This is a genomic window from Arthrobacter sorbitolis, from assembly GCF_054510995.1.
Genome location: NZ_JBTNDM010000002.1, coordinates 67,496 through 79,914, shown reverse-complemented (window position 1 = coordinate 79,914; position 12,419 = coordinate 67,496). Strand labels below are relative to the sequence as shown.

Below are 12,419 nucleotides of genomic sequence, written 5' to 3'. Positions count from 1 at the left end.
CCATGGCTGATGAGACGAAGGACACACCCGAGGACGCCGGGCAGGATGCGGGACAGGACGCCGGGGTGGCCGGCGCGAAGGACGCCTCGGACGACTTCACCGTCCGGGACCACACCTCCCCCGACGGCCTCCGGTACACCACGACGACCGGGCGCCTCGTGCTCCGGCGCGAGGAGACCAAGGACGGCAAGGCGGACGGCTTCAAGCCGAAGGCCGAGATCTTCATCGTCGCCTACACCAAGCAGGACGCCGACCCGGGACGACCCGTGACCTTCGCCTTCAACGGCGGCCCGGGCTCGGCCTCGGTATGGCTGCACCTGGGGCTCCTCGGCCCCCGCCTCGTCGACTCGGGGGACGTCGGAGCGATGACCGCCGCCCCGTTCGGGCTCGTCGACAACCCCGAGTCCCTGCTCGGATCCAGCGACCTGGTGATGATCGACCCCGTCAGCACGGGGTACTCCCGCGTGGTCGAGGGCGAGAAGACCGACGAGTTCCACGCCTTCGTGCAGGACAGGGACCTCGTCGCCGAGGTCATCCGCCTGTGGACCACCCGCAACAACCGCTGGCTCTCCCCGAAGTACCTCGTCGGGGAGTCGTACGGGACCCTCCGCGCCGTCGCCGTGGCCGGGCGCCTCTTCGACGCGTACGGCATGGCGGTCAACGGCCTGGGGCTCATCTCCACGGTGCTCAACATGTCCACCCTCCGCTTCTTCCCCGGCAGCGACCTCCCCTACGCCCTCCACCTGCCGACCTACGCGGCGATCGCCCACTACCACGGCCGCCACGGCGACCGGGAGCTCGCCGAGGTGGTCCGCGAGGCGGAGGAGTACTCGGCACGGGACTTCGGCTACGCCCTCACGCAGGGCACCCGGCTGACCCCCGAGGAGCACGAGGCCGTCGTCGCGAGACTGCACGCCATCACGACGCTCGACGAAGGCTTCATCCGCCGCACCGATTTCCGGTGGGCGTACCATGAGTTCGCCGCGGAGCTCCTGCGGTCCGAGGGGCTCGCCGTCGGGCGGATCGACGGACGCTTCACCGCGCGGCCGGACAACCTGCAGTCCTCGGACTCCACCGAGGATCCGAGTATCAGGGCCATCACGGGGCCGTACTCCGCGGCGATGAACCACTACGTCCGCGCCGAACTCGGCTACGAGAACGACCTGCCCTACGAGATCCTCACCGCCCGGGTGCAGCCCTGGAGCTACCGCACGTTCGAGGGCGCACCCGTGGACGTCTCGGGTGTCCTCGAGCGGCTCCTCGTCCACAACCCCAGCCTCCGCGTGCACGTCGATTACGGCTACCACGACGGCGCCACCCCCCACTTCGCGGCCGAGTACGTGTGGGCCCACCTGAACCTCGACGAGGCCGCGCGTGCCCGCTTCACGCACCACTATCACGAGGCCGGCCACATGATGTACCTCAACCCGGTAGCACGCCGGACGCAGCTGCGCGCGCTCAAGGCCTTCGTGGGCGGAGGCGGAGACGTCCAGGAATAGTAAGTAGGATGATGAATATGCCCGGCGGTGACCGTCGCCGCCGGCCCGACCGTAAGGACGCATCATGCTGAAGAAGCTCCTCTGGGCACTGGTCCCCGTCATCGCCTCCCGCCTCATGAACAACCGCCGTTCCGGGCAGCCGCCCCGCGCCAACAAGACCCGCTACAACAGCAAGTACGGCAGGTAGGAACCCCGGCGTCGGGACCGGGGCCCCATGACCTCCGGGCTCCGTGACGAGGACGGCTTCGCCGACATCCGCTCCTACGCCGCGATCGGCGACGGGCGGACCGTCGCCCTCGTGGCGCTGGACGGCTCGATCGACTGGTACCCGACGCCGGACCTCGACTCCACGCCGGCCTTCGCCCGGCTGCTCGACGCGGACGAGGGCTTCATGGCCCTCGCCCCGGTGGACGACTTCTCCGTGGAACGGCGGTACGTGGACGGGACGAACGTCCTCGAGACGACCTACACCACGGCCGCGGGGACCGTCCGCGTCACCGACTCCCTGAACACGGGCGTCGCCGGCAGGCTGCCCTGGGGCGAGCTCGCCCGGCGCGTGGACGGTGTCTCGGGCTCCGTCGCCATGGCATGGTCGATCGCGCCGGGCACCTGCTTCGGGTCGGCCTCGCCCTGGCTCGACAACGGCCCTGACGATCCGGTCCTCCGCATCGACGCGGTGGGACTCGGCATCCGCGGTATCGACCACGGCCTGAAGACCCCCGAGGGCCAGTCCGTCGAGGGCGCGTTCACCACGACGGCGGGCAGCCGGCACCTCGTGGCGGTCATCTCCACGCACGGGGAACCGCTGCCGCTGCAGGACCCGCAGTCCATCGACGACGGCGTGGACCGCACCATCCTCAACTGGCAGGCCTGGTCCGACGACTTCGCGTACGACGGGGACTACCGGCACGCGGTGCTCCGCAGCGCCCTGGCGCTGAAGCTCCTCCTCCACAGCCCCACCGGCTCGATCGCCGCCGCGGCCACCACCTCCCTCCCGGAGAGCGCTGCCGGCGGGAAGAACTGGGACTACCGCTACGCGTGGGTCCGGGACACCGCCTACACGCTGCACGCGCTGACGCGCGCGGGGCTCCGGGAGGAGGTCCACGCCGCGGTGTCGTGGATGCTGAAGAACCTCCGGTCGCAGGGCGCGGACCTGCAGGTGTTCACCCGGCTGAACGGCAGCATCCCGGAGGGCACGCAGCGTCCCGATCTGACCGGCTGGCGCAACACCGGGCCCGTGGTGGACGGCAATCCCGCGGCCGGCCAGCTGCAGCTGGGCGTCTTCGGCGACGTGTTCGACATCGTGTGGCAGTACGTGCAGGCAGGCCACGTGCTCGATCCGGCGACCATGCGGCAGCTCGCCGACCTGGCGGACCTGACCTGCGACATCTGGCAGCGCCGCGACGCCGGCATGTGGGAACTGCCGGAGGAGCGCCACTACATCACCTCGAAGCTGGGCTGCTGGAACGCGCTCCGCTGCGCACTGCTGCTCGCCGAGCGCGGACAGCTGCAGGGGCCGGTGGAGCGGTGGGCCGCCGAACGCGACCGCATCCGTGACTGGGTCCACGAGCACGGCTGGTCGGAGGAGCGGCAGAGCTACATCTGGTACCCGGGGTCCACCGAGCTGGATGCCTCGATCCTCCTCCACGCGGTGAGCGGTTTCGACACCGGCCCCCGCATGTCCTCCACCATCGACGCCCTGCGGGAGGAGCTCGGCGCCGGCCCCCTGCTCTACCGGTACAGCGGGATGCAGCAGGAGGAGGCCACCTTCCTCGCCTGCGCCTACTGGATGGTCTCGGCGCTGGTCTCGGTGGGCCGCCGCGACGAGGCCGTGGACCTGATGGAGGAGCTGCTGCCCCTCGCCAACGACGTCGGCATCATGTCGGAGATGATCGAACCGTCGGACAACTCGTTCATGGGCAACATCCCGCAGGGGCTGAGCCACCTGGCGCTGATCGTCGCGGCCCTGTCGATCGCGGGCAAGTCCTGAGGGCTCAGGCCGTGGCGAAGTAGACCCACACGCCGATGACCCAGGTGGTCCCCGCGAGGCAGGCGAGGGCCAGCTCGGCGAGGATGCCGAGGCCCGTGGCCTTCAGCGCGTGCAGGCTCGAGGTCAGCGCCGCGCGGGCCTCGCGCTGCCGTGCGTACTCGCTCGCGAACAGCCCGAGCGCGAAGCCGACGAACAGGCCGACGACGGGGATCACGAACATGCCGACGATCCCGGTGAGCACACCGATGGTCACCGACCTGCCCGGGATCTTCCGCTGCTTCAGCGTCCGCCCCGTGAGGACCAGCCCCGCCGCGAGGCCGGCACTGGCCAGGGTGGCGCCGAGTGCGAAGACCACCCACCCCTCGGTGCTGGACACCGTGAGCGCCCAGGCGAGCAGCGACACGATGATCAGGATGCTCCCGGGCAGCACCGGGACCACCACTCCTGCGATACCGACGGCGATGAGCGCGCCACACACGACCGTCATGAAGACCTGTAGATCCATGGCCCCAGTCTTGCACTCCCCGCGCGACGCGTGTCCCGACGCACGCCCGGCGCGCCACGGCATGGAATACTTGGGGGCAATAGTAAGCCACCTTAGGGAGCCTGCGGGCCCGAAGAGCAGGAGGACCGATGAGCACACCAGGAACAGGCAACGCGGACGGCGACGGATCGCGTCGAGCCGACGGCACCGACACCCCGACGGAACTGATGGACACCGGCCGGTCCGGCTCCGGCGCGAGCAGCGTGGGACGAGCCGACGACGGCACGGGTGCCGGCAGTGCCTCAGGTGCCACCCGGGCGGGCGCGGACGACGGGCACGGCGACTACGTGCCCGGAGGCTACTCCTCCGACGACGACTCCAGCGGCGACTACGTGCCCGGGATGTACAGCTCGGAGGCCGCGCCCACGCGCGAGCAGACCCAGGCCCCGGCGCCGATCTCGGCATCGAGGGACGCGTCCGCGACGCGGGACCACGAACCGAGGACGCAGGCGCACACGCAGGTGGTCCCCGTGACCGCGGGGAAGGCGAACTCCGAGTCGGACGACCGCGAACAGGGCCGGGGCAAGGGCCGGGACCGCCACCTCCCGCGGACGGCCGCCGCGGCCTCGGGCGTACCGAGCCTTGAGGACCGGAAGCTCCTCCACCAGCGCGAGAAGGAACACTTCGGCGGCATGAAGTTCGGTTCGGCGTTCTTCGGCTGGCTCACCGCCACCGGGATGTTCGTCCTGCTCTCGGCGCTCGTCGGCGCCGTGGCCGCGCTCTTCGGCGCCGGCGCGAACCTGTCCGCCGCCGACCTGACGAGCGGCTCGGGGGAGGCGCAGACCACGGGCATCACGGCCGCCGTCATCCTCGGCGTGATCCTGCTGGTCTCCTACTTCGCCGGTGGGTACGTCGCGGGGCGGATGGCACGCTTCAGCGGCATCAAGCAGGGTGTCGCGGTCTGGCTCTGGGCGATCATCGTCGCCGTCGTGCTCACCATCATCGGCGTCATCGTCGGCAACCAGGCCAACGTCACGGACCGGTTCCAGGGCCTCGGCGTCCCGTCGGCCCAGGACCTCACGGGCCCCGGCCTCATCGGGCTGCTCCTGGTGGCCGCCGTCGCACTGCTCGGCGCCATCCTGGGCGGCCTCACGGGCATGCGGTACCACCGGAAGATCGACCGCACGGACTTCGACGCCCTCGACGAAGCCGGCTAGGACCCCGGTACCCCTCGGCATCGGTCCCGACGATCACGACAGCCCCGGACTCCTGGCGTCCGGGGCTGTCGCGTGTCCGCGGGCGTCTCAGGGCGAGGGCATCCCGCCGTTGACGTTGAGGGTCTCGCCGAGCACGTAACTCGCCTCGGACGACGCCAGGAAGACGTACGCCGGCGCCAGTTCGGTCGGCTGACCGGCGCGGCCCAGCGGGGTGTCCTTGCCGAACTCCGGCAGGGCCTCGGCCGGCTGGCCGCCCGACGGTTGCAGCGGTGTCCAGATGGGCCCGGGCGCCACGGCGTTGACGCGGATCCCCTTGGGCGCGAGCTGCTGCGCCAGGCCCTTGGTGAAGTTGTTGATCGCAGCCTTCGTGCTCGCGTAGTCCACGAGGGTGGGTGACGGCTCGTACGCCTGGATGGACGTGGTGTTGATGATGGCCGATCCGGGCTGGAGGTGCTTGAGCGCCTCCTTCGTCACGCGGAAGAACGAGTAGATGTTCGTCTTGTAGGTGTCGTCGAGCTGCTCGTCGGTCAGGTCCTCGAGCGATTCGACGGCCTGCTGCTTGCCGGCATTGTTGACGAGGATGTCCAGGCCGCCCAGGGCGTCCACGGTCTGCTGCACGAGCGAGATGCAGTACGCGGGGTCCCGGAGGTCACCCGGGAGGCAGGCTGCGGTCCGGCCCTCTGCCTCGATGAGGTCCTTGATCACCTGGGCGTCCTCCTCCTCCTCGGGGAGGTAGGCGATGGCGACGTCGGCGCCCTCCCGCGCGAAGGCGATGGCGACGGCCGCGCCGATGCCGGAGTCGGCGCCGGTGACGAGGGCCTTGCGGCCCGTGAGCCGGCCCGTCCCGCGGTAGGAGGTCTCGCCGCGGTCGGCCTGGACCTCCATGTCCGATTCGAGCCCGGGCTCCTCGATCTGGTCGGTGGGCGGCGAGATGCTCTCGAACCGCGTCACGGGGTTCTGGAAGGTGTACTGGTCGGTCGATCCTGCTGCGCTCTCGGAGGTCATGCGTGTTCTCCCTGTACGGAAAGCGTGTCCTGTGCCGCGCTGGTCGCGGCCCCGGCGGACATGCGGGCGAAGTGGGCCGGTAAAGCTAAGCCTACTTATCACCCTGGGTCCGGGGAAACATTCCAGGCTCGCCCTCGCGAACCGGGAGGCGGTGGCGCGACGCGGCGAAGGCGGCTACGCGCGGGCCGCCCGCAGGAGGACGACGGTCAGAAGACGACGGAGAAGAAGCCGGCGCCGACGCTGATGACCATCGCTGCGACCAGGAGCCAGACGATCGGGGTGCGGAGTTTGCGCATGGAGTCCATAGTCGGCCCAGTCTAGCCGCCGGACGGGATCACGCCGAAGCAGCCTGCCGTGCACGCGCGAGGCGCTTCAGGCCGTCCGCCGGGCGCACCGGCTCGGGCCACCGGGGCCGCAGGTCGTCGCCGAGCGTGATGTTGCGCAGGCGCCGGCCGAACATCGGGACCACCCACTCGCCCAGCCACGCCGTCTCCCGGCGGAGTCCCGCCACCAGCCCGGCATAGCCCTCCCGCTCCGGCAGGCGGGGTGTCAGGGAATGGTCGACGCCGAGGATCCTCAGGACGTGGGCGGCGAGGTTCCGGTGCCCGGCCGGCGACATGTGCAGGCGGTCCGCGTCCCACAGCCCCGGGTCCGAGTACTCCTCGAAGCACCAGTAGTCCACGAGGACGGCGTCGTACGTGCGGGCGATGCGCCGCACGTGGTCGTTGAACAGCCAGTTGCGGCGCTTCATCGGCTCGAACACGGGACTCAGCGGGATGTCGAACCCCGTGAAGAGGAGCGGGCGCGCCCCGCTGCCGGCGATGCGCGCCACCATGGCCTCGTACTCGCGCATGAGGGCGCCCATGTCGGTGCGCAGCTCGAGGATGTCGTTGCCGCCGGCGTAGAGGCTGACGAGCGTGGGACGCAGGGCCAGCGCCCGTTCCACCTGCTCGTCGCGGACGTGGTGCAGGCGTTTGCTGCGGATGGCCAGGTTGGCGTACTCCCAGGCCGGGTCCTGCCGTCCGAGCTGCTTGGCGACGCGGTCCGCCCAGCCCCGCACGCCGTTCGGGAACTGCGCGTTCCAGTCGCCGACCCCCTCGGTGAAGGAATCCCCGATCGCCACGAACCGTCCAGCCATTCGAGCGAGCCTAGCCCCGCCGGGCGACCCGCGGGCGACGGCGGGACCAACGCCCGGTGAACCCTGTGGCGGAGGGGCGGAAATAATCCGAGCGCCGGCGTGGCTGAGACGGACATGGAGCACCGCATCGCAGTCACAGGGTCAACGGGCGTCGTCGGGGGCAGCGTGGCCAGGATCCTCGCCGCCGAGGGGGTGCCGCTCGTCCTGCCGGTCCGGTCCCCCGACCGCGCGCAGCACCTGCCCGAGTCCGTCGTACGCCGGTCGTCCTACGGGGACGGCGAGGCCTCGCGCGAGGCCCTCGCCGGGGTGGACGTCCTCTTCATGGTTTCGGCGGCCGAGGCGCAGGACCGCCTCGCGAGCCACCGCGCGTTCATCGACGCCGCACAGGCAGCAGGCGTCCGGCACATCGTCTACACCTCGTTCCTCGGCGCCGCCCCCGACGCGTCCTTCCTCCTCGGACGCGACCACTGGTACACCGAGGAGCACATCCGCCGGTCGGGCCTGACGTGGACGTTCCTCCGCGACAACCTGTACCTCGACGTCGTGCCCGCGCTCGCGGAGGACGGCGTCATCCGTGGTCCCGCAGGAGACGGCCGGCTCTCCGCGGTCGCGCAGGCCGACGTCGCCCGCTCCGCCGCCGCCGTGCTGCGCGCACCCGACGAGCACGCGGGCGCCACGTACCACCTCACCGGACCGGAGGCCTTCACCCTGGCCGAGGCGGCGGCGACCATCAGCGAGATGACCCCCGCGACGGTGCGCTTCGAGGACCAGAGCCATGAGGAGGCGATGGCGTCACGGGCCCACCACGGTGCGCCCCGGTGGCTGGTGGAGGCGTGGGTCAGCACCTACGCGGCCATCGCGCGCGGCGAGATGGCCGAGGTGTCGCCCGACGTGGAGCGCCTGACCGGGCGGCGGCCCGTCCGCCTCCGCGACCTCCTCTCGGCGCGGCACGGGGGCGGTACCCGTGCGTAGGGACGTCGTCCCGGACCCCGCGGACAGCCGCGCGTTCTATCGGTTCCTGACCTCCGTCGTCGTGCCCCGTCCCATCGCCTGGATCTCGTCGACCTCGGCGGACGGCGTGGACAACCTCGCACCGCACTCGTTCTTCACGATCGCGTCGGTCGATCCGCCGATCGTGCAGTTCACCTCGGTGGGGCGCAAGGACTCCGTGCGCAACATCGAGGCCACGGGCGAGTTCGTGGTCGGCTTCACGCCGGAGCGTCTCTTCGAGGCCGTCAACGCGACCGGGACGGCCTTCCCGCCCGAGGTCAGCGAGTTCGACGCCGTCGGCCTCACCCGGGAGCCGAGCAGGACGGTACGGCCGCCCCGCGTCCTCGAATCACCCGTGGCCCTCGAGTGCCGGCTCCACCTGATCCAGGACATGGGCGACTGCACGCTCGTCTTCGGAGAGGTGCTGCACGCTGTGGTGTCGGAGGAGGTGCTCGACGGCGATCTGCCCGCGATCGACGCGCTCAGGCCGCTCTCGCGGCTCGGCAGGAACGAGTGGGGCACGGCCGGGACGATCCGCGGCATCACCCGCATCCCGCTGCAGGACTGGCCCGGCCACTACGGGGGTATGCACACAACGACGTGACGTGGGTACTTCTGCCCCACAGGCAGCACCCGGGCTTCTCCCGTACAGTCGAAATATCCAGGGTTCTAGCACACCCTCTTCGGGCTGGGAAGCCCTCCGCTACCCAGGGACTCCCATGAGCGTCAACGCCGCCCCGCGTACTGTCCGTATCTCCCGTCCGAACGACGTCGTCGCCTCCTACTCGGTGCTGCTGAAGCAGGTCCGCAAGGAAGGCCTGCTCGACCGCCGGCGCCGCTTCTACATCACCGTGTTCGCGGCCCTCCTGCTCGCCATGGGCGCCGCCTGGACCGGTTTCGCCCTCCTCGGCGACACCTGGTTCCAGCTCCTCGTGGCCGCCGTCCTCGGCGTCGTCCTGACCCAGGTCGCGTTCCTCGCCCACGAGGCGTCGCACCGGCAGATCTTCGCGAGCCGCGGCGCGAACGACTGGTCCGGGCGCATCCTCGCCGCCGGCGTCGTGGGTATCAGTTACGCGTGGTGGATGGACAAGCACACCCGCCACCACAACGACCCGAACACCAGGGGCAAGGATCCGGACATCGAGGTGGACACCATCTCGTTCCTCGAGGAGGACGCCGCGAAGGCCAAGGGCCTCCAGGCCTGGATCACGCGCCGCCAGGGCTACCTCTTCTTCCCCCTCCTGACCATGGAGGGCATCAACCTGCACGCCCGCTCCATCAGCACCCTCTTCGCGCGCCGCACCATCAAGGGCCGCTGGGTCGAGCTCGCGCTCCTCGGCGTCCGGTTCGGCGCGTACCTCGGCGTCCTGTTCTGGTTCCTGCCCGTCGGCATGGCCTTCGCCTTTTTGGGCGTGCAGCTCGCCGTGTTCGGCGTCTACATGGGAGCGAGCTTCGCGCCCAACCACAAGGGCATGCCGGTCGTCCCGAAGGACAGCAAGCTCGACTTCTTCCAGAAGCAGGTCCTCACCTCGCGCAACATCCGCGGCGGCTCGTTCGTCAACAACGCCTTCGGCGGGCTGAACTTCCAGATCGAGCACCACCTCTTCCCGGACATGCCGCGCCCGCACCTGCGCCGCGCCGCCGTGATCGTCCGTGAGCACTGCGAGCGCCTGCGCGTGCCGTACACCGAGGTCGGGGTGGCGGCGTCGTACGGTGCCGTGGTGTCCTACCTGAACCGCGTCGGACTGGCCGCCCGCGACCCGTTCGACTGCCCCATGGTCAACCGCTTCCGCCGTCCCTGAGGTCGGCTAGACCTCCCCGGCGTCGATGGTGCCCCGCACCACGCTGACTCCCGAGTGGGTCGGGTCCCCGTCCAGCGGTTCGTCCGACACGTCGACGACGGGGAACTGCCGGAGGTCGATGGCGCCGGGGACATCGAACGTGCCGTGGTCGCCGTCCAGGATCCCGATGCTGTACATCCGGCTGGCGTCGGGTGCGAGGAGCCAGACCTCCCGGTAGCCGCCGGGTGCCGCACCGGAGACCGTCACGTCGAGGCGTCGCACGCCGTCCTCGGACTCGGTGAGCGTGGCCTCCCCCGAACCGCCGAAGTCGGGCAGGGGGGCCAGGTCCGCGCGGGCCACGGTCCGACCGCCCGCCTCCGTGGCCTGGACGGCCCACAGCACACCTCCCCCGACCGCGATCCCGGAGACGGCGGCCGCGGCCAGCCACCACGCGGGGACGGTCCGGGACGTGCGGGCAGGACCGGGCACGGCACGGCCCCGGATCACGGCCGGTCGCACGGCAGCCGACTTTGCGGGGCCCGATCCCCCGGAGTCGGGTTCCGTGGCACCCTGCTGCGGAGTGCCCTGCTCCGCGGGGCCGGGACGGGGGCCGACGGGCTCGAGGGTGCCGACCGACCGGAGGGCGGGTGCGGTGTCGGCCGCGAGACCGAGTTCCCGGGCGACGGCGTCCCACACCGCGGGGTCGGGCACCTCGAGCCGGGCGGGGTGCCCTCCCGATCGGGCCAGGACGACGACCTCGCGCAGGGCGGCGACCTCCTCGCCACAGGCAGCGCACGCGTCGAGATGGGTGCGCGACGGCCGGTCCAGCGGTTCGTCCAGCGCGGCGATCCCCAGGCTGTCCGGATCAAGATGCCGCATTCCACGCCTCCAGTCGACTGCGCAGATGTGTCAGGCTCCTCCGGATGTGGCTCTTCACGGTTCCCAGGGGCAACTCCAACCGTTGTGCGATCTGCTGATGTGTGAGGTCTTCGTAGAAGGCGAGCCGCAGGATGGACTGTTGGGGTTCGCCCAGCAGTTCGAGTTCCGCGTCCAGGACCACACGGTCCGTCACGGCATCCACCTCCCGCGCGTGCTGCCTCGGGCTCTCCGGTTCGGCGATCGCCCCGGACCGGGCCACCATCTGATTCTGCCTGCTCCTGGCCGCCAGGGTGTCCAGGATGACGTTCCTGCTGATGCCGAGGATCCAGCCGGGAACCGTCCCGTACTGCGGATCGAAGCTGTCCCGGAAACGCCAGGCCCGCACGAACACGTCCTGGGTGATGTCCGCAGCCGCCGTCCGGTCGTTCATGGACCGTAATGCCACCGTGAACACGAGGGGCGCAAGACGCCGGTACGCGGCGGCCAGCGCCTCCTCGTCACCGGCGGAGAACTCCACGTCGAGTTCCCGCGTCCACTCGGTGCCTGGAGGTGTCACGCCCTACTCCTTCAGCGCGGTGCCGGGCCCAGCACCGCACCGGGAGCACCCGGCCCACCTGCGCTGTCCCGTCCCGACGGCGGTGCGTCGGAGGGCGGACAGTGCGAGTCAGGCGGACCGCGGGAGCCGTGCGTTCAGAGCGGTGAGGCTGTGAGGACAACATTATCCTCGTAGTCGCCCTTGTCCAGCAGCCATTCGCCTCCGCAGGTGATGATCTTGAGTCGATGGGGGCCGTCCCGCCGGAAGACGTCCGATCCGTCGAGCGTTGCCTTCGGGACGTTCCGGACGTCGTCGACGCGGTACTGCACCGTGTCGCCGTCCGCGAGGCCGACGGTGAGGACGGTGCCGGGATCGACGTCGTCGAGCTGGGCGAAGGGCATGACCTCCGTCCGGCTGTCCACGTGCGCGGCGATCACGGCGTGTCCCGCATCGGCTCCGGGGGCCGGTCCGAAGCGGTACCACCCTGCTTCCCAGAAGCTGTCCGGGATCTCCATGGCGTCGTTCCCGGCGATGCCCACGTCGACGACCCGGACGGAGATGTCCGTGCCGGGGATGTCCAGGGAGACGGGAGCGGGAGGAGGCGGCTGGACGGCCGCGTCCGCCGGACGTACCGGGATACCGGCGGCGAGGCCCGTACCCGCAGCCGCCGGCGACGCCGCGGTGGACTCCGCGGGGACGTCCGGCACCGGGACCGGTGTCGTGTCCGACGGCGTCTCCGTCCCGGGTGGCGGGGTGGGGGCGAGGATGGGTGCCGCGGGCGCCGCCGGCGTGGCGGGGTCCGCGGGCGAGATGGAGCATCCGCTGAGGACGGCGGCGGTCGCTATCGACAGCGCCGCCAGGCCGGTTGCCATACGGGGAGGGTGCACTGGATCGTCCTGGT

At 70.9% G+C, this 12,419-nt stretch carries 13 protein-coding genes; 7 read left to right on the top strand and 6 right to left on the bottom strand.

Annotation, left to right across the window (positions count from 1 at the left end; translation table 11 throughout):
* Positions 1-2: 2 nt before the first annotated feature.
* The 3 genes from ACX80K_RS04935 (at position 3) to ACX80K_RS04925 (ending at position 3,489) form a co-directional block, all read left to right on the top strand.
* The gene (locus ACX80K_RS04935) at positions 3-1,499 is read left to right on the top strand and encodes a S10 family peptidase (RefSeq protein WP_459270760.1); all 1,497 of its coding nucleotides are present in this window, start codon (positions 3-5) and stop codon (positions 1,497-1,499) included.
* Positions 1,500-1,563: 64 nt separating this feature from the next.
* Positions 1,564-1,686 (top strand): hypothetical protein, encoded by a 123-nt coding sequence (locus tag ACX80K_RS04930; RefSeq protein ID WP_459270759.1) that lies wholly within the window; start codon positions 1,564-1,566, stop codon positions 1,684-1,686.
* Positions 1,687-1,713: 27 nt separating this feature from the next.
* Positions 1,714-3,489 carry a glycoside hydrolase family 15 protein gene (locus ACX80K_RS04925; protein ID WP_459270758.1) on the top strand — a complete coding sequence of 592 codons (1,776 nt, stop codon included), beginning with the start codon at positions 1,714-1,716 and terminating at the stop codon, positions 3,487-3,489.
* A 4-nt stretch (positions 3,490-3,493) separates the two neighbouring features.
* Here ACX80K_RS04925 and ACX80K_RS04920 read toward each other — a convergent pair whose 3' ends face one another.
* Positions 3,494-3,994, bottom strand: coding sequence for a DUF456 domain-containing protein (locus ACX80K_RS04920; protein ID WP_459270757.1), 501 nt, complete (start codon positions 3,992-3,994; stop codon positions 3,494-3,496).
* Positions 3,995-4,503: 509 nt separating this feature from the next.
* Here ACX80K_RS04920 and ACX80K_RS04915 point away from each other — a divergent pair.
* On the top strand, positions 4,504-5,190 hold the full coding sequence (locus ACX80K_RS04915; protein WP_459271368.1) for a hypothetical protein: 687 nt from the start codon (positions 4,504-4,506) through the stop codon (positions 5,188-5,190).
* Between the two features lie 87 nt (positions 5,191-5,277).
* On the opposite strand, the gene ACX80K_RS04910 is transcribed toward ACX80K_RS04915, so the two are convergent.
* Positions 5,278-6,195, bottom strand: coding sequence for an SDR family oxidoreductase (locus ACX80K_RS04910; RefSeq protein WP_459270756.1), 918 nt, complete (start codon positions 6,193-6,195; stop codon positions 5,278-5,280).
* A 334-nt stretch (positions 6,196-6,529) separates the two neighbouring features.
* Positions 6,530-7,333 carry an SGNH/GDSL hydrolase family protein gene (locus ACX80K_RS04905; RefSeq protein ID WP_459270755.1) on the bottom strand — a complete coding sequence of 268 codons (804 nt, stop codon included), beginning with the start codon at positions 7,331-7,333 and terminating at the stop codon, positions 6,530-6,532.
* A 99-nt stretch (positions 7,334-7,432) separates the two neighbouring features.
* Here ACX80K_RS04905 and ACX80K_RS04900 point away from each other — a divergent pair, with 99 nt between their 5' ends.
* From ACX80K_RS04900 to ACX80K_RS04890, 3 genes are all read left to right on the top strand, one after another.
* Positions 7,433-8,305, top strand: a complete 873-nt coding sequence (locus ACX80K_RS04900) for an SDR family oxidoreductase (RefSeq protein WP_459270754.1) — start codon at positions 7,433-7,435, stop codon at positions 8,303-8,305.
* Positions 8,298-8,927: a flavin reductase family protein gene (locus ACX80K_RS04895; protein ID WP_459270753.1), complete on the top strand. Its 630-nt coding sequence runs from the start codon at positions 8,298-8,300 to the stop codon at positions 8,925-8,927. Before ACX80K_RS04900 ends, ACX80K_RS04895 begins: the two co-directional genes overlap by 8 nt.
* A 115-nt stretch (positions 8,928-9,042) precedes the next feature.
* Complete coding sequence (locus ACX80K_RS04890; protein WP_459270752.1) at positions 9,043-10,125, top strand: fatty acid desaturase family protein; 1,083 nt, start codon at positions 9,043-9,045, stop codon at positions 10,123-10,125.
* Between the two features lie 6 nt (positions 10,126-10,131).
* On the opposite strand, the gene ACX80K_RS04885 is transcribed toward ACX80K_RS04890, so the two are convergent.
* The 3 genes from ACX80K_RS04885 to ACX80K_RS04875 all read right to left on the bottom strand — a co-directional run bounded on the left by ACX80K_RS04885 (position 10,132) and on the right by ACX80K_RS04875 (position 12,390).
* On the bottom strand, positions 10,132-10,983 hold the full coding sequence (locus ACX80K_RS04885) for an anti-sigma factor (RefSeq protein WP_459270751.1): 852 nt from the start codon (positions 10,981-10,983) through the stop codon (positions 10,132-10,134).
* Entirely contained in the window at positions 10,970-11,539 is a 570-nt protein-coding gene (locus ACX80K_RS04880) for an RNA polymerase sigma factor (RefSeq protein ID WP_459270750.1), read from the bottom strand. Before ACX80K_RS04880 ends, ACX80K_RS04885 begins: the two co-directional genes overlap by 14 nt.
* A 134-nt stretch (positions 11,540-11,673) precedes the next feature.
* Positions 11,674-12,390, bottom strand: coding sequence for a class F sortase (locus tag ACX80K_RS04875; RefSeq protein ID WP_459270749.1), 717 nt, complete (start codon positions 12,388-12,390; stop codon positions 11,674-11,676).
* Positions 12,391-12,419: the final 29 nt, after the last annotated feature.

Bases quoted from the DNA above. Each gene is read 5' to 3' on its own strand.
- ACX80K_RS04890 (WP_459270752.1), top strand. From the start codon at position 9,043: ATGAGCGTCAACGCCGCCCCGCGTACTGTCCGTATCTCCCGTCCGAAC.
- ACX80K_RS04910 (WP_459270756.1), bottom strand. From the start codon at position 6,195: ATGACCTCCGAGAGCGCAGCAGGATCGACCGACCAGTACACCTTCCAG.
- ACX80K_RS04905 (WP_459270755.1), bottom strand. From the start codon at position 7,333: ATGGCTGGACGGTTCGTGGCGATCGGGGATTCCTTCACCGAGGGGGTC.
- ACX80K_RS04930 (WP_459270759.1), top strand. From the start codon at position 1,564: ATGCTGAAGAAGCTCCTCTGGGCACTGGTCCCCGTCATCGCCTCCCGC.
- ACX80K_RS04925 (WP_459270758.1), top strand. From the start codon at position 1,714: ATGACCTCCGGGCTCCGTGACGAGGACGGCTTCGCCGACATCCGCTCC.
- ACX80K_RS04920 (WP_459270757.1), bottom strand. From the start codon at position 3,994: ATGGATCTACAGGTCTTCATGACGGTCGTGTGTGGCGCGCTCATCGCC.
- ACX80K_RS04885 (WP_459270751.1), bottom strand. From the start codon at position 10,983: ATGCGGCATCTTGATCCGGACAGCCTGGGGATCGCCGCGCTGGACGAA.
- ACX80K_RS04935 (WP_459270760.1), top strand. From the start codon at position 3: ATGGCTGATGAGACGAAGGACACACCCGAGGACGCCGGGCAGGATGCG.
- ACX80K_RS04875 (WP_459270749.1), bottom strand. From the start codon at position 12,390: ATGGCAACCGGCCTGGCGGCGCTGTCGATAGCGACCGCCGCCGTCCTC.